This window comes from Mycobacterium sp. (assembly GCF_049278535.1).
Lineage (GTDB): Bacteria > Actinomycetota > Actinomycetes > Mycobacteriales > Mycobacteriaceae > Mycobacterium.
Genome location: NZ_JBAPMI010000080.1, coordinates 1 through 21,347 on the forward strand (window position 1 = coordinate 1; position 21,347 = coordinate 21,347).

Here is a 21,347-nt window from a genome sequence, read left to right on the forward strand (position 1 = left end):
ACGGGTCGAAGTCGATGATCATCCCGGCGAACAGGTTCTCGAAGGTGTGAGCGATACCACCGATCGTGGGGATCTCGATCCCGGTGCCGCCGATACCGCCCGATGGCGCCTGCGTCAGGCTGTCGTAAAAGGTCACCAACGGCTGGAGCAGGTTCAGCTTGAATTCGCCGTTCCACGGCATGGCGTCGCCGGGACCGGTGGGGCCTTCAAACGGGTTGCCGGAGACGCCGTAACCCGTAAGTCCGAGGTCACCTTCACTACTCACCGGACCGCTGGGATCGGTCGCATCGAAGGTATAGCCGTGGATCAGCTGCCCGATCCCGACCTTGTAGAAGTCGGAGAACAGCGAGAAGGGCTGGCCATCCGCATCCGTCGCCTTCCCGGTGAGGGCTTCCCAGAAGCCGATGTCCCGGTCGAACTGCGTGCTGCCGGTGATGACTTCCGGCGGGGTCATCGGGAAGCATGTCGCGGCGTCACAGGATGAGCTCACCGGGAGCTCGGCCGCCAGCAATCCGGTGAGCTCGTAGTTCAAACCGGGCTCGTAGACCCCGTCCGAATTGGTGAACCCCTGGGTGAAAGCCTCGAACGGCAAGAAGTTGTCGATCAACGCGACGTGGGTCGGGTCGCCGGGGTCGATGCCCCACAGGTTCGTCGAACTGGGCACCCACCAGGTGCCGGTGAACAGTAACGAGTCCCCAACGGTGGCCAGACCACCGCCGATGGTCTCGTTGAAGGGAATGTTCAGGATGTCATCGAACAGGTTGATCGGGATGTCGCCGATGCCGACAAGCTTGGCCTCCATGCTGCGAACAGCAAGCGGAACCTGCTTCGCCACTACCGGCGTAACCACAACGGTGCTGACTGCGGCTAATGCCGCGGCGGCCAAAGCATAAGGACGCGAAGCAGCCTGCACGGCTCTCCCCCTTCGTGTTCGACTAGCTCAACAGGCACTGAACATACACTAAGAAATTCTAAGTTCGTACGAAATCTGAAGAATTCACTACAGCATTTCGCAGCCCGGAAAGCGTCCAATATCCCGGACGTCACGGCCGTCTCAATTTTGGGTCATACCTGCACGTCGTCAGGCCACAGACCCGTTTGCCCTCGACGCGACCAACCTCACCGTCAACGAGCTCAAGCTGCGCAGCCGGCTCTATCACGAATCGGCAAATTGCGCTGCCCGATCGGGCGATTAAATGGCGCTCAGGAACGACGTCGCCACGTCGGGCACCGATGCCGAGGTCAGGTCTTCGACCAGGGTGGCCAAATCTGTGGTCACCCCGGCGGGATCCACCCCGCTGAACAACTCGCCGAGACCAAGCGACATCGAGGCGGGATCGACCCCACCCAGCAGCGCGCTCAGGTCGAACGGCGCGGCATCGAGGCCGAACAGGTTGGTCAGATCCGTCGCCCACTCGGCGGCATCGAGACCACCCGCCAGATCGGCCGCCGTCTCAGCACTACGTTCCGCCGCCGTCGACGACAGCGGGAAGAACAGCGTTTCGAGCGTGTTGATGTTGAACAGCTGTCCCCAGTTCGTCTCGTAGTCGCCCAACGCGAGAAGGTCGTTCCACACCAGCCCCGGGTTATACCCGCCGTACATGCCCTCAAGAGGCACGGACGGATCCAGGCCACCGAAGCCGGGCTGGAGGTACAGCAAGTAGTCCGGATCGGTCACGATGCCGGCGTTGGTGAACAAAGCAGGCAGGCCCCCGTTGATGCTGGCCAGCGCGTCGTTGTAGTTCGCTAGCTGGTCCGGCGTCAGGTTGTACACGCCGGTCTGGAGCAAAGCGATCGCGTAGTTGATCTGTTCCTGCGTCGCATTGTTGTTCGGGTAGAGCGCGTCCTCGGCGAAACCTGCCAGCCAGGCCTGAATCATCGGGTTGGAGTCGTGGGGATCCAGCATGTCCACCAACTCGCGGGTGGACCAGCCCTCGGGGGCGTCGCACACTCCCGGGCACGCCGGGCTGCCGGGAGTGTAGGGGTTGAAGGCCGCGATCAGCGACGCGGTAATGGATTGCAGCGACTGACCGAATTCCTGCAGGGTCGGAATGTGGATACCGGTCCCGGCGATGTCGCCGTCGGTGGCCGGATCCTGCAGCAGGTGTTCCCAGTAATTCTGGAACGGCTGGAAGAAGTTCAGATAAAAGGTGTGCCCATTCCACGGCATCGCGTCGTTATCCCCGAGCGTGCCGCCCTCGAACGGGTTGGCGCCTCCGTTGAGGAAACCAAACGCCGGATCGGCGTAGGCGGGACCACTGGGGCTGGTGGCGTCGTCGAAGGTGTAACCGTGGATCAGGTCCGAAAGCGGCACCTTGTACCAGTTGGAGAACAGCTCGAAGTCTTGCCCGCTGCCGTGGCCGGTCAGCGCATTGAAGAAGCCGATGTCCCGGTCGATCGACGTGCTACCGGTGATGACCTCCGGCGGCGTCATCGGGAAGCACGTCTCGGCGTCACAGGATGAGCTCACCGGGAGCTCGGCGGCCAGCAGGCCGTCGATTTGGTACTGCAGCCCGCCGAGGCCCTCGTTGAACGCTGGGAACGGCGCGAAGATATTGGTGACCAACCCGACATGGGTCGGGTCGCCGGGATCGATGCCCCAGAGGTTGGTGGAGCTGGGCACCCACCAGTTCCCGCCGAAAAACAGCGAGCCGGCCACCGAGCTGAATGCCTGCACCTCGTTGTAGGGGATGTTGATGATGTCGGTCAGCAGATTCATCGGAATGTTCCACAGCGACTCGTCGACCAACTGGGTTTCAATGCTGAGCGTCGGCAACGTGAGTGACCGTTGCGCGATCGGCGTGACGGCGACAAGACCCGCAGTGGCCAACACTGCACCGGCCATGACATACGGACGCGCAGCAATCTCCATGGCGCGCAACCCCCTTCGACGGAATCAGCTGAACGGCACCTGAAGCTAAACTCAGAAAGCCTCAGCTGTCGCCATCGAAGGGGCAGTCTCTTGCCAACCTCATATCTATCTGGCCAACCTCATATTTGAGGTATTTAGGTGAAGCGTCGGGGATCAGTTTTTCAGCCAGGGGCGGTTGCCATAGGTATCGAGATGCGCCACCTGCTCGACCGGAATCCGGGTCGTCGGCCCGTATCGGCCACGCGGCCACCCGAGGGCGACGACGCAGCATGGCGTCACCGAACGCGGAAGGCCCAGAATTTTCCGGGCCCGCCCAACTCCCCACAGCGGCAACGTGATCAACGACGCGCCCAAACCCATGGCGCGCGCGGCCAGCAACAGGTTTTGCACGCTGGGGTAGATCGATCCCCAATAACCGGACACGGCAGCGTGCGGCATCAGTGAATACGGCGCACGCCCCTCGCGGACGGTGAGCCGTAGGCAGGCCACCACCAAAACCGGGATCTCGGTGAAATGGTCGACCTGCCATTGCGCCGCGCGGATCACCTTGGCCAGCGACTCGTCGTTGTCGCCGGCACTGCTCAGCAACCCGCCGTAGGAGAATTTCCAGCCCTTGCGGTAACGCCCGGCCAGTTTCTTGATCACCCGGCGGTCCTTGACGACAATGAATTCCCAGTTCTGACCGTTGGCACCGGTCGGTGCGCGCAGCGCCAACTCGATGCACTTCAACACCACCGCGTCGTCGACCGGCTCGGCGTGGACGCGGCGCACCGCCCGCTGAGTCAGCATCGCGTCCTGCAGTGGCATGTTCAGGCCGTCGAGGGCGTCGGAAGTCGTTGGCGCCACGCGAAATGCGTCGGCATAGGGCGAGTCGGGGTTCGGCGTGTCAGTCATGCGATCAGGCGTGCTCGGTGACCCACTTGGCGGTGAAGTCCTGGACATCCGGTATCCCGTGGGCGAATTCGCGCGCAATAAAGCTCTCGACGGTCCCACCGACCAACGGAACTCTGAATTCCACCGTCCCGCTCAAGCTCAGCAGGGATCCGTTCGGGGTGGGCGCGACCGACGCGTCAGCCGAACCCGAGCCCGGCGCTCCGGACACCACGACGGTGATCGCCCCGCGCAACTGATCGCCCGACGGTGTCCAGGTCTCGGTGTGCCGGACACTCAGGTCGCGCCGATAGAACTTGGCGACGATCCCGGGCAGCAGGTCACGGCCGAGGTCTTGTGTCGTGGTGACCCGCACGGTCTGGTCGTCGTCGACGACCAGCGACTCCAGCGATGTGCTGCCCTTGAGGTTCCCGATCCGGGCCAGCCAGTACTCCTCTGTGCTGAAGGCAGCATGAACCTGGTCGACGCTAGCGGGCGAGTCGACCGAGACATCAAATGAGCGCGGCATAACAGTCCAGTTCCTTTACGAGGTGACGCCCTTGGCCAACAACCGATCCGCCAAGCGGCCCGCGAAAGTCCGCGTCTGCTCCAGCTGCTCGGGCTGCACGTTGGTCGGCGGAAGCTTGAGGCCGAGCGATCTCTTGCGGTACTCCCCCGTGCCGAGATAGCTGGTCAGCGCCAGCATCGAGCGAAGGTTGTCGCCGGGATAGGTGAAGTGGATTTCATCGACATAGCGCCCGCCCTGTTCCTCGGCGAGTTCGCGCACCCCTTCGAGGTTCGCCTGCCAGAACGTACGGCACACGACAAATACCGCAAACGGTTTGCCGGACAACAACTTACGTGCCTCATCCGACTTCAGGAACGAGCGCAACGGCATGCTGACGTTGTCCCACCAGGTCGGTGAGCCGATCAGGATCAGGTCGTAGTCGGCGTCGCGCACCGTGTCCGGAGTTTGAATCTCACCGGTCTCGTTGCGTTTCTGGGCTTGCAGCACGCTGAGCATGTCGGGCCACACCCGACGCATCGGGAAGCGGGAGAACTTCTCGGAGTACCGCTTGTCGGTGAATTTGATCTCGGCTTCGCTCACCTCGCACCCTCGGCTGCGGAAAACCTCCCCCGCAGCGTCCAGCACTTTATGTGCCTGACCGGTGTACGAGTAGTACAACAGCAATACCCGCGGCGGACGTGCGCCGCCACCGGCACCGGTCGTATCCGTCATGGCTCCTCCATCTCCAAATCTCGCACACTAGCCCTGCGTGGTGACCTGCCGCGCCCGGCTCCGCCGCGCTTGCGATCACACTCTGCCCTCTGCATGGTGACCCGCTGCGCCCGGCTTCGCCGCGCTTGCGATCACCACTAGGCTTGAGCGTCGTGACCGACAAAGTTTCCATCGACCTCAGCGGTCCGTCGCAGACGATGCTGACCACCTTGTATTGCAAGGCGCTGGACGCCGACTGGGACCGGCCGATCCTTGGCGACGCCTTCGCCAAGGATGCGGTGGACCGGATCGACTACAACTGGGGTGAGCTCAAGGTCACCGACCGCTGGACGCCGCTGGTGACGGTGCGGACCGCCCAGTTCGACGTCTGGGCCGCCGAGTTCCTGGCCGCTCATCCCGACGCCACCGTGATCCACCTCGGTTGTGGGTTGGACAGCCGGGTATTCAGGCTCGATCCCGGTCCGGGGGTCGAGTGGTACGACGTCGACTATCCGGCGGTGATCTCGTTGCGCGAGAAGGTTTTTCCGAACCGGCCCAACTACCACCTGGTCGCCACACCGGCGACCGACCCGTCCTGGCTGGACGCGATTCCGGCCGACCGACCGACATTGCTGTTGGCCGAGGGCATCAGCATGTACCTGACCGAAGACGACGGCATCGCCCTGCTGCAACACGTCGTCGACCGATTCGGGTCCGGCGAGATTCACATCGACTACTACAGCCGGCTCGTTGTCCGCTCGCAGAAGACGCACCGCCTGCAGCGGCAGTCCGGTTCGACGCTGCACTGGGCGGTGAACAAGCCGTCCGACGTGCTCGGCCGGCTGTCCGGTGTCCGATTGCTGGAAAACATGACGTTTTTCGACGCGAGCACCTTCGGCCGGGCATCGGCTGTCTTCCGGGTGATGCGGCAGCTGGTCCGGCCGCTGCCGCCGCTGCGCCGAACTTTCCAATACCACCGTTACGCCTACGGTCCGGTCAGCTGACGCCGCTCGCGGCGTGCTGCTCGGCGACCTCGCACAGCAGTGCACGAATGGCTTCGATCGACTTTTCCGGCTCCGGCCCATGCGAGTGGTATTCGACGTTGAGCTGCTCGGCGTAGATCTGGGTGAAGTAGATCTCGATTCCGGCGCTGACCGCGAAGTACAGCTCGCCGTGCGTGGCGGTCACGTCCACCCCCGCAGGTGTGCGCACCGGGGGCACCAAACCGTTGTCGGACAACAACACAACGTCGGGCATACCGGGCGCGTTGCCGACATACTGCGGGCTGAAATGAAGCCGGGACTGCTGGATCACACCTTCGTCGAGATCTGCGCGGAACGTCGTGGCGATGTCGCGGGCCAGGTCGACCACCGTGGTATTGGTGTTGATCTCGGCCAGATACGTGCCCAACCCGACCGGGTTCGTGCATCCGGTCGCCGACACCGGCGGTGACAGGAAGTACCGCAGATCGACCGTGTAGATGAACGGCACCGGGATGTTCAACCTGCCCCGAACCTGCCACTCCGCGATGAGGATCGCGGCCGAGAGCACGGAGTGCAGACCGAGTTTTTCGGCACGGCAGAGCTCGACGATGGCATGCGTCTGGCTCTCGTCCAGCCGGCAGGACACCATCGGAACACGAACGGGCGATGTGGGTTTGACGCCGGTCTCGCCGCGCCGCGATGGCGGAAGGTCGTAAGCGAACAACGCCGGCATGAATCGCTCGATACCCGAGCGCGGCCCTTTCTGGATACCCCGGTCGGCGAGCACGGTCTCGATCGATTCCGGCGCCGGCTGGGCAGTCACCGGACCGGTGCGCCCGTTGGTCACCAGATCTGTGTAAAAAGACAGCAACTCCTCGATGAGGCCGTACATGTGATGACCGTCGGCCAGCGCGTGATGGACGTAGAGCGTGGGATGCGCTTGCCCGTCGCGGATGAACAGCCGCAGGTGCACCAGCGACTCGCCCTGGTCGAAATGTGGTGGCGGGTTGTCGGTTTGCGACGCATCGACCTCGATGACCTCGATCCCCGAGTGCAGCAGGTCATCGGCGACGAGTTCGTGGCGGCCATCCGCACCGCGCTCCAGGCGCGCGGTGAGCACCGGGTGCGCCTCCAGCAGCAGGTCGAATGCGTCGGTCAGCGCGTCGACGTCGATGGGACCCTCGAGGTGCGCTGCGAGGCCGACGAAGTTGTGCGTCTCGGCGAGCATTTCCTCGCTGAGCGCCAGCTTGCGGATGACCGACGATGGAAACACGTTCCGCCTTTCTAGCGTTGTCGAGATCTACGACAGGTCAACGAGTTCCATCTCGCCGCTGCCGGAATCCGTCTCGTCGGCGGCGAGTGCTTCCCGGATCAGCTCTAGCAATATGCCGGAGAACCCGCTGGCAAGCGACTGCAAGGTGGCCCCGTCGACCCTGCGGGTGTCGTACCACCAGTCCAGATGCAACACGCCCGCGGTGCGGAACACCCGCAACTCTATTCCGTGGCCCAGGCCCGGAATCGCTTCGCGCACCGGCAACGCGGTGTCGGAGTCGAAGCGGATCGCGACGTCCTCGCCCAGCGGCGGCAGGTCGGGGATGGTGCCGATGTAGGAGAAGAAGATGTCGGCCGGACTAGTGGCGCCGAGCTGCCGCGCAGTCGGGGCGTACAGATAGCGCAACAGCCCATAGCCGATTCCGTAGTGCGGGACGGCGGTCAGCGTGTTGTGCACGTCGTCGAGCAGTTGCTTGGCGCCGTCGTCCTTGACGCAGGTGAGCGCGATCGGATAGACGGTGTTGAACCACCCGACGGTCCGGCGCAGGTCGACGTCGGGCTTGAGCACCGAGCGACCCTCGCCGCTGACGTCGACGGCAACAGTCCCGTCACCGACCTGGTGAGCGATCGTCCGACCCAATGCGGCCAGCAGCATTTCGTCGATCGGTACCCGCAGTCGTCGCCGGGCATCATCGATCTCGGTGGTCTCCGCGACGGTCAGCGATGACGCGCTGCGGGCCAGATCCGGCAGGCTCGGCGCCCCAGCGGTCTGCTCGCCTGCCACCTTCAGCGTCGGCGCCGATGCGGCCTTGAGCCAGTAGTCGCGGCTCTCCACGACCGCCGGGTGGACGGCCAATGCGGCGCAGCGCTGCGACCATTCGGTCCACGGCGTCGTGACCGGTTGCAGCGCAATCTCTTCGCCGGCCAGTTGTTGCCCGAACGCGGTGAAGATGTCGGTCAACAAGATGTCGCGCGACGCGTTGTCGGCCACGATCGCCCGAACGCTGATCGCGAGGTAGGACGAGCCGCCCGGCACCCCGCCGACATAGGTCGCGATCAGCGGGTTGGACGGGTCTTGTTGGCGGACGACGTCTATCAGCGTCGAGAGCAGCGCGTCGCGTTCCTGAGGGGTGCCCGGTTTGATGTCCTCGGGCAGCGAGCGGGTGGCCAAGTCGGCGAAGTCGCCGGGCTCACCGATCACCTGCTCCCACATTCCCGCACGTTCGACGAGTCGCAGCCGCAGCGCTTCGTGCTGGTTGCGCAGCGCGGTCAGCACCGCGCAGACGTCGTCGACCTTGACGTCGGAGCGAAGCTGCAGGATCAGCGGAACGCGCCACTGCTCATGCTCGCGGATGCCGTGCTCGAGGAAGTAGGAGATGTTCGGCGGGACGGGAGGATGCGTCAGGTCACCCAGTGACTGGCGTCCCAGACCGCCCGCCGCGTATCGGGCCGTCAATGCCTTGGCAAGCGCGGCCACCGTCTGGTTTTCGTAGAGGTCCTGCGGTGTGAGGTCCAGTCCTTCGTTCGAGGCGGTCATCGCGACGCTGATCGCGACGAGCGAATCACCGCCCAGCTCAAAGAAGTTGGCTTTGCGGTCGACCGAAGCCAGACCCAGGCACTGTCCCCAGACGCGCTGGAGTGTGGCCTCCATCGGCGACTGACCGTTCTTGGCCGCCTGGGCGCTCTCAGCGGCACCCGCCGGGGCGGCCGCGCCGTTGACTGCCGCGGGATCGGCCGTCCATCCGCTCGTCACCCGGTGCTCGATCCAATGCCGTTGGCGCTCAAAGGGATAACCCGGCAGCGTGATCAGGTGTCCCGGCTGTCCCCCGCGAAGCGGCGCCCAGTCGACCTCGACACCCGTGGACCACAGCTGCCCCAGCGCCAGCAGGAATGCGTCTCGGTCGTCACGGTTCTGCGCGTGGTGACGCATCAGTCGCACCGCGCGGTGCGTGGCCGACCACTTGGGGTGCCGGGTCGCGGATGCGGTCAGCGTGCCGCCGGGGCCGACCTCGACCAGGACGCGGTTCGGGTCGCCGAGCAACACGTCGACTTCGTCGGAGAATCGCACCGTCGAGCGCACCTGCCGAGCCCAGGTTGCCGGGTTGGTGGCCTCGCTGGCGGCCAGCCAAGTCCCGGTCACGTTGGACAGCAACGGGATTTGCGGTTCACGAAGTGTCTGCCGGGAGAGGAATCCGGTGAACTCCGGAATCATCGAATCCATCAGGCGCGAGTGGAACGCGTGCGACGTGCGGACCCGGCGGGCCACGATGCCCTTCTCGGTCATCCGGTCGCTGAACTGACGGACGCTCTCCTCGGACCCGGCAACCACACAGCCGCCCGGCTCGTTGATCGCGGCGATATCGACGTCACCGCCGAGGTGTTCGGCCAGCGCGTCGGGGCTCAGCGCCACCGCGACCATGACTCCGCGCGGTGCGGCGTGCATCATACGGGCCCGCATCGACACCACCTTGAGCGCCGTCTCGATGTCGAAGACCCCGGCAATGGTGCCGGCGACGTACTCACCGATGCTGTGTCCGGCCAGCGCCGCGGGTCGTACGCCGTAGCTCTCGATCAGCTTGGCCAGCGCGTATTCGACGGCGAACAGCGCAGGCTGGGTACGGTCGGTGCGCTCCAGGTTGCGGGCGGTGCCCTCGAAGATCTCCGCCCGCAGGTCGATGCTCAGCTCGTCGCCGAATCCGGCCGCGCACTCGTCGAAGTGTTCGGCGAACACCGGCTCGGAGTCGTAGAGGCCGCGGGCCATCCCGATGTGCTGCGCGCCCTGTCCGGGGAACAGGAAAACGACGCGATCGGAATCCTTTGTGCTGGGTGCTGATTCGTCGATGAACACGTTGTCGTGCTCGGCAGCCTCCAGCACCGTCACCGCGTCCTGCTGGTCTTTGACGACCGCGGCCATCCGGACGCTGTCTTTGCGGCGACGCTCGAGCGTGTATGCGACGTCGCCCAGGTTGACCTCTTCGCCGGACAATTCGGCGGCCAGAGCGGAGCGGGACTGCTGCAGCGCGTCGGCGCTGCGAGCCGACATCAGCAGCACCTGCGGGCCGGCCTGCGTCGTCGACGCGGGCACCCTCGGTGCTTCTTCGAGCACCACATGCGCGTTGGTGCCACCGACACCGAACGAGCTGACGCCGGCGCGCAGAACTCCGTCCCACGCCCATGGGCCGTACTCGCCGCGCACCTTGAAAGGTCCACGGTCGAGGTGCAATTCGGGGTTGGGGGTGGTGTAGTGCAGCGTCGCCGGGATGGCCCGATTCTTCAAGCAAAGAATCGCTTTGATCAGGCTGGCGATGCCGGACGCCGATTCCAGGTGACCGATGTTGGATTTGACCGAACCGACGTAGCACGGGCCGGAGCGGGTCTCCTCGGAAACCTCGAATGCCTGTCGCAGGCCCTCGATTTCGATCGGGTCACCGAGCGGAGTGCCAGTGCCGTGCGTCTCGACGTAGCTGATTTCCGACGAGTCGACCTCGGCGATCGCGTGGGCCTCGGCGATCACATCGGCCTGCCCGGCCGCGGTGGGGGCGGCGTAGGTCATCTTTGTCGAGCCGTCGTTGTTCAGCGCGGAACCGCGGATCACGGCGTGGATCCGGTCGCCGTCGTCGACGGCATCTTGCAGTGCCTTGAGCACCACCACCCCGACACCACTGCCGAAGATCGTGCCGTCGGAACGCGCGTCGAACGGCCGGCAGTGTCCGGTCGGCGACACCATAGAGCCTGGGGCGTACCAGTATCCGACGTGATGCGGGATGCGCAGCGACGCGCCGCCGGCCAGCGCCAGCTCGCATTCGCCGTTCAGGATGCTCTGGCAGGCAAGGTGCACCGCGACCAGCGCCGACGAGCAAGCCGTCTGCACCGACAGCGCAGGGCCGCGCAGATTCAGCGCATATGCCACCTTGGTGGCCAGGTAATCCTTGTCATTCTGCATGGACAGTTCGACCATGTCGAACGTAATTCCTTGTCCCATCACCACATTCGGGTCACGGTTGGACATGATGTTGTGTAGCAGGTAACCGCTGGTGGTGCTGGTTGCATAGACGCCGACCGTGCCCTCGATCTCGGCGGGGTGGTAGCCGGCGTCCTCGATCGCGTGGAACGCGGTCTGCAGGAAGAGTCGGTGCTGCGGATCGGTGGAGCGCGCCGCCTGAGGAGTGAAACCGAAGAAGTCGGCGTCGAATTCGTCGATGCCGTCCATCAGTGCGGCGCGCCGTACGTACGCGTGATTGGCCAGCGCCTTCTCCGGGATGCCCTCGGCCAGCAGGTCGTCTTCAGCCAGCGTGACGATCGACTCCTCGCCGCGGCGCAGGTTGTCCCAGAATGCCGACAGCGTGTTGGCGCCCGGCAACCGGGCGGCCATGCCGACAACCGCAATCGCGTTGGGCGGCAGTTCGCTGTTGCTGGTCACACTCGATCTCCTACCTTCCGCCTGGCCGCGGCGCGCTGCCGGGCTGCGGCGCGCTGCTTGGCCCGGTCGCGAACCCCTCCGCCGCTGTCGGCATTCTCGTCGGCCTCGAGTCCCAGCTGACGGATCAGGTCGGTGGTCAGCGCGGCAAGCGAGGCACCCTGCAACAACAGGGCCACCGGCGGTTCCACACCGAAGTCGCCGCGAACAGTGTTGCGGATTCGCACCGCCATAAGCGAATCCATGCCCAATTCGGTCAACGGCTGATCGACGTCGAGCGTGCTGCCCTTCGGGTAGCCCATGATGGCCAGGATGCGGCCGCTCAGTCGCCCGATGACGACCCGGTTGACTTCGCCCGCATCCAACTCCCGCAAGGCGTCCGGGCCCGACCAATCGTCGTCGTCGCTGTCGATGTCCAGTTCTTCGGCCAGCTTCGCGAAGTAGCCGAGTTGCTGAATCTCCGGGAACGCGGCCGCGGCCCGGTCCAGCCGCAGCCGGGCCACCCCGATGTTGGTGGGCTGGTTGGCCAGGATCGCCTCCAGCGCCTCGATACCTTCGGCCGGCGAGATGGGATCCAGCGCACTGAACGTCAGGGCGCGGGCGACGCCGATGTCGGACCACTGGCCCCAGTTGATCGTGGTGGCAGGCAAACCCGATGCCCGTCGCCAGTCGACCAGCCCGTCTAGCCATGCACTCGCGGCGGCGTAGGCGCCCTGTCCGGGCGCGCCCAGCAGCGACGACGTCGACGAGAAGCCGACCCACCAGTCGAGCTCGCGACCGGCCGTCGCGACGTGCAGTCGAAGCGCGCCAATGGCTTTCGGCGCCCAGACCCGCTCCAGGCTCTCCCTGCTGAGCCCGGCGACGATCTGGTCGTCCAGCACGACGGCACTGTGCATCAGGCCACGCAACGCCAGCCCGGTCTCTTCGGCCGCGCTCACCAGCCGCTCGGCCACTCCTGGTGCGGCGATATCGCCGAGCACCACGGCGATTTTGGCGCGCTGCTCAAGCTCGTCGAGTAGCACTCGCGCCTCATCCGACGGCTCGGACCGCCCGTTGAGCACAACACGGCCGGCGCCGCTGTCGACCAGCCAGCGGGCCATGGCCAACCCGATCCCGCCGAGACCACCGGTGAGGATGTAAGCACCGTCCGGCCGAACAACCGTGTTGGACTTGGCGGTACCCAGTGTCGCGCGGGAAAGCCGCTTCACGTAACGGTTTTCGCCGCGCCAGGCGACCACGTCGTCACCGGAGGCCAGCCCCAGCTCGGTGGTCAGCGACGCCACGGTGTCGTCCGGCAGGTCCACCAACGTGGCGCGCAGGTCCGGGTGCTCGTAGGCCAGAACGCGGATCAACCCGGTCAGCGCGCTGATCGACGGGTCACCCGGTTCTCCGTCATTGACGGCCAGGCCTTCGCGGGACACCAGCCACAGTCGCGGCGACTTGCCGTGCCAGCCGCTGAGGATCGTGCGAACCGTCGACGCGACGCCCCAGGTGAGATCCCGGCCGCGCGCCGGCGCGTCGCCGGAATCGGTCCCGTCGAATGCCTGCTTGCCGGCGAAGATGACGACGCCGACCGGCGGTAGCTCGGCGTCTCCGGCGGCTTGTGAGAAGGACTCGAGGACCGCCGATTCCTGCGAGAGGTCGGCGGTGACGACCCGTCGGGTCGGTGCGGCGAATCCGGCGACGAACTCCTTGGCCGCAGCCTCGGCTTCGGCGCCGTCATTGAGCACCAACCAGCTGCCGTCGGGCACTGAAGCCGCCGCCGGGTCGGCGGGAGTCTGGACCCATTCGGTGTCGAAGATCTTCTGCGTCAACGGCATTGGCACCGTGCGGCGTTGCACGCGCTGCAGGTAGATACCGCTGATCTCGGCGGTTGGCGTGCCGGTGTCGTCGGTGATGAGCACGCGGCCCATGATGCCGGCGCCATCGCCGTCGGGGTTGACCAACTCGGCGCGGCACCGGGCTCGTCGCCCGACCTCGCCGAACACCCGGATCTTCTCGAACGACACCGGCAGATAAGTGGCTTCGCTGGAGTCGGCCAGCGCTTCACTCGACAGCGCCGCGGCCAGGCCCTGCAAAGCAGCATCGAGCAGCACGGGGTGGATTCGGTATGCGCGATGACCGGTCGCCTCGTCCGGCAGGACGATCTCGGTCTCCGAAGTGCCGTTGGAACGGCGGACGATGCGGGTCAGTGCGGCGAACGCCTGCGCGTGGTGCAGACCGGTGTTGCGCAGCGCGGAGTACAGATCCGCCGGCGAGACCACCGTGCCGGGTTCCGACGACGTGGCCGGCGCGGCCGGCGCTTCCGCTTGCCCCACTTCGACTTTGCCGACGGCGTGACGAATCCAGGCACCGCTGGCCGAGCGCGAATAGATTTCGACGCGAATCTCGTCGCCGTCTTTTTCACCCCGGCTGAGCTGCGTGGTGAGCTGGGTTGTCTCGCCCAGCGGCAGCATCTGTTCGACTTCGACGCCGACGGTCACCAACTGCGCCGGCAAGCCGAGGGCTTCGCTGGCGGCGGCCAGCGCGATCTCGCCGAAACCGGTGCCCGGCATCACCGGTTGGCCGTGCACCTTGTGGTCCGCCATCCACGGCAGCGCTCCGGTGCCGACATCGGCCTGCCACACGTGGTCACGACCGGACGGCATCTCCACATGCGTTCCCAGCAGCGGGTGTGCACTGGCGGGCTGCCGGCTCGCCGAGAACGGCGCGGACCAGTATCGGGAGTGCAGCCACGGCGTCGGCGGCAGATCGATGAATCGCTGTGTGCCAGCGGCATTGTCCGCGGTGGCCGCCGACGGCGGCCGAACGGTCGCGAGCTGGGTGTGGAACGCCAGCGTCTCCGGGTTGTCCCGGGTCAGCGTTCCTGCCACCTGGGCTCCGCCACGCGGCCGGGCCGACTCCAACGTGCCGTTGATGGCATGGCTGAGCAACGGGTGCGGGCTGACTTCGACGAACACGGCGTGGTTTTCGGCCGCGGCCGCGACGGCCTGGCTGAAGCGCACCGGGTTGCGCAGGTTGACGACCCAGTAGTCGGCACTGAAACTTGGGATTTCGGCACCGTTGGATTGACCCACGGTGCTGATCAACGGAATCCGCGGTGTCATCGGCTGCAGATCGGCCAGCGCATCCTTGAGCTCGGCCAGGATCGGATCCACGGTCGGATGGTGCGAAGCCACATCCACCTCGACCCGCCGGGCCAACTTGCCCTGGGCGTCGACGACCGCGATCGCGGCATCGACCTGCTCGGGCGGGCCGGCGATCACGGTCTGTTCCGGCGCGGCATAGACCGCCACCGTGATGTCGGGGTATTCCCCGACCAGCTTCTCGGCCTCGGCGGCGCCCAGCTCGAGCAAGGCCATCGCGCCCTGACCGGACAGCCGCGACATCAACTTCGACCGCGTCGCAATGACTTTCAAACCATCGGCCGGGCTCAACGCCCCGGCCACCACCGCCGCGGTCACCTCGCCCATCGAATGACCGATCACCGCATCGGGCTCAACACCGTACGAGCGCCACAACCCGGTCAACGCCAACTGCATACCCACCAACACCGGCTGAATACGCTCGATACCAACTACCGGCTCTCCCGCCAGCAACACATCACGAAGCGAAAAACCCACCTGGGCAACAAAATCCGGCTCCAACTCGGCCACCGCCGCCGCAAACGCCGGCTCATCGGCCAACAACTGCCGACCCATGCCCGCCCACTGCGAACCTTGACCCGAATACAAAAACACCGTGCCCGAACCGCGCGGCTTCTCTCGTGGGCCGACTACGCCCGGCGTCGGCTGCCCGACGGCCAGCGCCCGCAGCCCCGCCACCAGCTCGGCGCGGTCACGCGCGGACACCGTGGCGAGTTTGTTGTGGCGGCTGCGGTTGAGGTTGACGGTGTAGGCGATGTCGGCCAGCGGCACGTCGGCACCCTGGCCGGCCATCCAATCGGCCAGTGCCGCCGCCCATGACGCGATCCGCTGCTCGGTCTTGCCGGAGATCGTCACCGTCGTCACCGGCGCTGCCGAGTCGGTAGCGGCGGCCGGTGCCGGGTCCGGCCCCTGCTCGATCACGACGTGTGCGTTGGTCCCGCCGATGCCGAATGAAGATATGGCGGCCCGGCGCGGGCCTTCCTCGGCGGGCCACGGGCTGAGTTCGGTCGGAACGAACAGCCGGGTGGGCTTCGGGTCGATCGCCGGATTCCATTGCGCGAAGTTGAGGTTGGGCGGTATCTGGGCGCGCTGCACGGACAAGGCGGCCTTGATGAAGCCGGCGATGCCGGCGGCGGCCTCCAGGTGACCGAAGTTGGATTTCACTGCGCCCAGGGCACATTGGCTCTCGCCGCGGCCGTACTGATCGGCCAGCGCCTCGAATTCGATCGGGTCACCCAGCCCGGTGCCGGTGCCGTGTGCCTCGACGTAGTTCACCGAACCCGCGGTCACGTCGGCGCTTCGCAGTGCACTCCTGATCACGTCTTGTTGCGCAATGGTGTTGGGCGCGGTCAGGCCGTTGGACCGACCGTCCTGGTTGACCGCGGAACCCCGCACGACGGCCAGCACCCGGTCCCCGTCGCGCACGGCGTCGGTCAGCCGCTTGAGTACCGCGACGCCACAGCCCTCGCCGCGGACGAAGCCGTTGGCGCGGGAGTCGAAGGAATAGCACCGGCCGTTCGGCGACAGCATTCCCCACTTGGCCATGGCGATCTGCGTCTCCGGGCGCAGGATCAGGCTGACCCCACCCGCCAGGGCCAGGTCGCTTTCCCGCAGTCGCAGGCTCTGGCAGGCCAGGTGAATCGTGACCAGCGACGACGAACACGCGGAGTCGATCGCGACCGCGGGACCACGCAGCCCCAGCAGGTATGCGATCCGCCCGACGGCGACCGCGTGGGCGTTGCCGGTCGCCGAGTAGGCATCGATGGTGTCCGGGTTGGCCGCCGAAATCGTTTGGTACTCGCCGTAATACACGCCCATCATCACCGCGGCGCGCACACCGGACAGCCCCTCGGTCGCGATGCCGGCATGCTCGAGTGCTTCGTAGGCGACCTCCAGCATCAGCCGCTGCTGGGGGTCCATGGCTTCGGCCTCACGCGGGGAGATGCCGAAGTAGTCGGCGTCGAAGCCGGCCACGTCGGGCAGGAATCCACCCCACTTCGACGACATCCGTCCGGGCGCGAACTGATCCGGGTCGTAGTACTCGTCGGCGTTCCAGCGATCCGCCGGAATCTCACTGATCCCGTCGCCGCCGTTGGACAGGAAGTTCCAGTAACCCTCCGGGCCCACCGCGCCGCCCGGGAATCGGCAGCCCATACCGACAACCGCAATCGGTTCGGCGGTGGCGATCCGTGACGCCTTGTCGAACTGTTGCGTCAGCGCGTCCCGCTTGTCGCCGGGCATCGCCGAAACTCTGTCGTAAATCGTCCCCATTAGCGGATTTTTCCCATCAGAACATACCGCTCTCACTGCCGGCCGAAGCCGACTCCACGCTGTCAAACAGTTCATCCAACACACCGCTGGCCGAGTCGGCTGCGGAATCGACGGTTTCTTCCTCCGGCGCGTCCGGGGGTGCAAGCAGGTCCGCCACATAGACCGCCAGCGAAGAAATGGTCGGATGGTTGAACAACATATTCGCCGAGAGGTCGATACCTACCAGCTTCTGCGTTTCTTTCAGGACCGTCATCGCCATCATCGAGTCCAGGCCCAGTTCGGGAAACGGCGCCTCGAGGTTGACCGCCGACGGCGACATCCGCAATTCGCGGCCCAAGATGGCCTGCAGCCTGGTCTGCAGTTCGGTGAGCCGGTCCTGCGTGGACAGCGTCGACCAGTCCGGAGCAGCGGCTATCGACGTGTCCGCCTCGGCACCGACGGCCCGGTGGTCCACGCTCGAGCCGAGGGCCGCGTCGAATTCCGAGACGAGCTTGTCGAAGTAGTCGAGTTCACGGAACTCCGGGGTGGCCGCGACCGCGCGGTCAAGCCGCAGCCGTCCAACACCCACCCGGCTCAGAGGGCCGCCGACCAGGGTCTGTAGCGCCTCGATGCCTTCGTCGGGCGTGATCGGGTCGAGCACGCTGTAGGTCAGTTTGCTGCTCATGCCGACGGCGGACCACTGGCCCCAATTGACTGCGGTGGCCGGCAGTCCGGACGCGCGCCGCCAGTTCATCAGGGCGTCGAGCCAGGCGTTTCCGGTCGCGTAAGCCAGCTGCCCCGGCAGGCCGAGCAGCGTGGCCATCGAGGAGAAGCCGACCCACCAGTCCAGTTCACGGCTGGTCGTCGCGGCGTTCAGCTGCAGCGCGCCCGCGACCTTGGGCGCCCAGACCCGCTGCATGCCTTCCCGGGTAAGCGCGGTCACCAGGCCGTCGCCGGTCACGCCGGCGCCGTGCACGAGTCCGCGCAGCGGCCGGCCGGTCTCTTCGGCGGCCGCCACCAACCGTTCGGCCACCCCCGGGGTAGCGATATTGCCGGCCACGAACACAATTTCGGTGCCGTCGCCGAGGGCGTCGAGGTTGTTGCGCTGCACATCGGACGGCTCGCTGCGGCCGTTGAGCACGATCCGGCCCGCGCCGCGCTCCACCAGCCAGCGGGTGACGACGGTGCCCAGGCCGCCCAGGCCGCCAGTGACGATGTAGGAGCCGTCCGCGCGGACCACCGCTTCGTGGTGGCCGCCGTCCAGCGTGGCGCGCACCAGTCGCTCGACGTAGCGACCGTCCTCGCGCAACGCGACCACATCGTCGCCGGTCGAGGCCGCCAGCTCACTCGTCAACGCGGCGACGGGATCACCAGCGTCACCGAGATCGAGCAAGGTGGCGCCGAGATCCGGTTCGCCGGCCAGCACGCGGGCGGCTTCGCCGGGGAATCGCCAGTTGCGGATGAGTCCCTTGAGCGCGCCGATCGCCGGGTCGCCCGGCTCGTTGTCGTGCACCGACAGCCCGTCGCGGGTTACCAGCCACAGCCGCGGCGACTTGTTCTTCCAGCCCTCGACGGCAGCGTGGGCCGTCGCCGAGATCTCCACGATCAGGTCCTGGGCGCGGCGCAGCGCGCCGTCTGCGTCGGCGCTGTCGAACGGGCGCTTGGCCAGCAGGACGACGATGCCCACCGGCGGGAAGTCCGGATCGTCGCCGGTGTTGGCGAAGGCCTGCGCCACGGCGGACTCGTCCGCCAGCGCCGCGGTGATCGCTCGCCGGGTGGGCGAGCTGAGCCGCGCCGTGACTTCCGCCGCGAGTTCGGTTGTCTCGGAATCGGATTCGGCCAACACCAGCCAAGTGCCGTCGGCCACCGCATCGCCCTGCGGTGCCGAGTTCTGCACCCATGCGGCGTCGAAGATCTTCTGCTCCAACGACAGCGGCACACTGGCCAGATCGACGGGCTTCAGCTCGATACCGGTCAGCTCCGCGACCATGGCTCCGGCGTCGTCGGTGAGAACGATGCGGCCCCGATGGCCGTCCTGACCCTGCTCGACCAGCTCGGTGTGGCTCCGGGCACGACCGCGGATAGGTCCGAACACCCGGATGGTCTCGAACGACACCGCTTGGTATGGCGCGTCGTCCGACTCGGCGGGGATGGCGGCGGCCAGTTGCCGCAACGCCGCATCGAGCAGCACCGGATGGATGCGGTACTCGGGGTGATCGGCGATCTCGTCAGGCAGCGAGATCTCGGCGCCCTCGCCCTCCGGCCTGCCGGCCGGCGCGTTTGTCACCTCGATGTCAGCCACCGCATAGCGCGACCAGCTGCCGCCGGCCGAGCGGGCTTGAATCTCAACGCGATTCACCTCGGGGCTCTGCGAAAGCTGCGTCGTGACCCGGGTTTGCGCGTCCAGGATCAGTGGCCGCTCGATCTCCAGCGCACTGACCCGGACACCGTCGACGGAAGCACCGAATGCCTGGCCGGCCGCGGCCAGCGCCATCTCGGCGAAACCGGCCGCAGAAACGGTGGGCTGGCCGTGGATCGTGTGATCGGCCAGCCATGGCAGCATCTCGACGCCGATGTCGGTCTGCCACACATGCTCACGGCCAGAGGGCATTTCGACGTGCGCGCCCAGTAGCGGGTGAACATCGGCCAGTCGTTGCCCGGCAGGCTTCTTCTCGACCCAGTAGCTGGAATGCAGCCACGGCGACGCGGGTAAGTCGACGCGGCGCCGTCCGTCAGTGTCCTGGCCCGTCACACCCAGCGTGGCGAGTTGCTCGTGGACAGACAGTGTTTCGTCGTCGCCGCGCTTCATCGCCGCGGTGACGTTGAAGCGGTCGCGCGCTGACACCGAGGCCAGCGTCTCGCCGATGCCGTGAATGAGCAGTGGGTGCGGGCTGACTTCGACGAACGTGGTGTGGTTTTCCGCGGCCTTCGCGACGGCCTGGCTGAATCGCACCGGGCTACGCAGGTTGACCACCCAGTAGTCGGCACTGAAACTGGGGATTTCGGCACCGTTGGATCGACCAACGGTGCTGATCAACGGAATCCGCGGCGTCATCGGCTTCAGATCGGCCAGCGCATCCTTGAGCTCGGCCAGGATCGGATCGACCGTCGGATGATGCGAAGCCACATCCACCTCGATGCGACGGGCGAGCAGGCCCATCGCGTCGACCGCCTCGATGACCGCATCGACCTGTTCGGGCGGGCCGGCGATCACCGTCTGCTCGGGCGCGGCATAGACCGCCACCGTCACATCGGGATGCTGCCCGACCAGCTTCTCGGCTTCTTCGGCGCCCATCTCCACCAGCGCCATTGCGCCCTGGCCGGACAACCGTGACATCAACTTCGACCGCGTCGCAATAACTTTCAAACCATCAGCCGGGCTCAACGCCCCGGCTACCACCGCCGCGGTCACCTCACCCATCGAATGACCGATCACCGCATCGGGCTCGACCCCATAGGAGCGCCACAACCCGGTCAACGCCAACTGCATACCCACCAACACCGGTTGAATTCGCTCGATACCGACTACCGGCTCGCCGGCCAGCAACACGTCACGAAGCGAAAAGCCAACCTGAGCAACAAAATCCGGCTCCAACTCGGCCACCGCCGCGCCAAACGCCGGCTCCTCGGCCAACAACTGCCGACCCATGCCGGCCCACTGGGAACCCTGACCCGAATACAAAAACACCGTGCCCGAACCGTGCGGCTTTTCACTCGGCTCCACGACGCCGGTCGCGGGTTCGCCGGCGGCCAGCGCCCGCAGCCCGGCGACCGCCGCGGCACGGTCCCGCGCCGACACCGTGCCGAAGCTGCGGTACCGACCACGGTGGTTGTTGACGGTGTGGGCGACATCGGCCAACGCCACATCGGCGCCCGGGCCGTCCATCCAGTCGGCCAGCATCGCGGCGATCGGAGCGATGCGCGCGGGGGTCTTCCCGGACACCACCAGTGTGCTGATCACCGGTTCTGGTTGTGCGGCAACCGGTTCCGGCATAGGGGCCTGCTCGACCACCACGTGCGCGTTGGTACCGCTGACTCCGAACGACGACACCCCGGCCCGGCGCGGACGGTTCACATCGGGCCATGGCATCCCGTCGGCGGCGATGGTGAACCGGGCTGCCCCGGCTCCGGCGTTCGGGGTGAGCGCGCTGAAGTGCAGGTGCGGCGGAATGTAGCCGTGGTTCATGCTGAGCACGGTCTTGATGAAGCCGGCGATGCCGGCGGAGTTCTCCAGATGGCCCAGGTTGGTCTTGACCGATCCCAGTACCAGCGGCGCCGATTCTTCGCGATCGCCGAAAACCTGGCTCAGCGCGTCGAG

General features: G+C 66.3%; 10 protein-coding genes. 1 reads left to right on the plus strand and 9 read right to left on the minus strand.

The annotated features are described in order from the left end of the window. From WAO18_RS05015 to WAO18_RS05035, 5 genes are all read right to left on the minus strand, one after another. The coding region (locus WAO18_RS05015) for a hypothetical protein (RefSeq protein WP_422204381.1) at nucleotides 1–913 on the minus strand (913 nt) is incomplete at its 3' end. Between the two features lie 279 nt (nucleotides 914–1,192). Continuing rightward, complete coding sequence (locus WAO18_RS05020) at nucleotides 1,193–2,872, minus strand: hypothetical protein (RefSeq protein WP_422204382.1); 1,680 nt, start codon at nucleotides 2,870–2,872, stop codon at nucleotides 1,193–1,195. A gap of 153 nt (nucleotides 2,873–3,025) precedes the next feature. Next, nucleotides 3,026–3,766 (minus strand): nitroreductase family protein, encoded by a 741-nt coding sequence (locus tag WAO18_RS05025; protein WP_422204383.1) that lies wholly within the window; start codon nucleotides 3,764–3,766, stop codon nucleotides 3,026–3,028. Nucleotides 3,767–3,770: 4 nt separating this feature from the next. Next, entirely contained in the window at nucleotides 3,771–4,271 is a 501-nt protein-coding gene (locus WAO18_RS05030; RefSeq protein ID WP_422204385.1) for a DUF2505 domain-containing protein, read from the minus strand. Nucleotides 4,272–4,286: 15 nt separating this feature from the next. Beyond that, nucleotides 4,287–4,982, minus strand: coding sequence for a flavodoxin family protein (locus tag WAO18_RS05035; RefSeq protein ID WP_422204387.1), 696 nt, complete (start codon nucleotides 4,980–4,982; stop codon nucleotides 4,287–4,289). Nucleotides 4,983–5,134: 152 nt separating this feature from the next. Here WAO18_RS05035 and WAO18_RS05040 point away from each other — a divergent pair, with 152 nt between their 5' ends. Then, nucleotides 5,135–5,965: a class I SAM-dependent methyltransferase gene (locus tag WAO18_RS05040; protein WP_422204389.1), complete on the plus strand. Its 831-nt coding sequence runs from the start codon at nucleotides 5,135–5,137 to the stop codon at nucleotides 5,963–5,965. Here the strand turns inward: WAO18_RS05040 and WAO18_RS05045 are convergent. The 4 genes from WAO18_RS05045 to WAO18_RS05060 form a co-directional block, all read right to left on the minus strand. Further along, nucleotides 5,958–7,217: a phthiocerol/phthiodiolone dimycocerosyl transferase family protein gene (locus WAO18_RS05045; protein WP_422204390.1), complete on the minus strand. Its 1,260-nt coding sequence runs from the start codon at nucleotides 7,215–7,217 to the stop codon at nucleotides 5,958–5,960. The two genes, WAO18_RS05040 and WAO18_RS05045, sit on opposite strands and share 8 nt — an antisense overlap. A 27-nt stretch (nucleotides 7,218–7,244) precedes the next feature. Further along, complete coding sequence (locus tag WAO18_RS05050) at nucleotides 7,245–11,636, minus strand: type I polyketide synthase (RefSeq protein ID WP_422204392.1); 4,392 nt, start codon at nucleotides 11,634–11,636, stop codon at nucleotides 7,245–7,247. Further along, nucleotides 11,633–17,050 (minus strand): type I polyketide synthase, encoded by a 5,418-nt coding sequence (locus WAO18_RS05055; RefSeq protein WP_422204394.1) that lies wholly within the window; start codon nucleotides 17,048–17,050, stop codon nucleotides 11,633–11,635. The genes WAO18_RS05050 and WAO18_RS05055 overlap by 4 nt, the downstream gene beginning before the upstream one ends. A 16-nt stretch (nucleotides 17,051–17,066) precedes the next feature. Continuing rightward, a partial coding sequence (locus WAO18_RS05060; protein WP_422204396.1) for an SDR family NAD(P)-dependent oxidoreductase occupies nucleotides 17,067–21,347 on the minus strand: 4,281 nt, incomplete at its 5' end.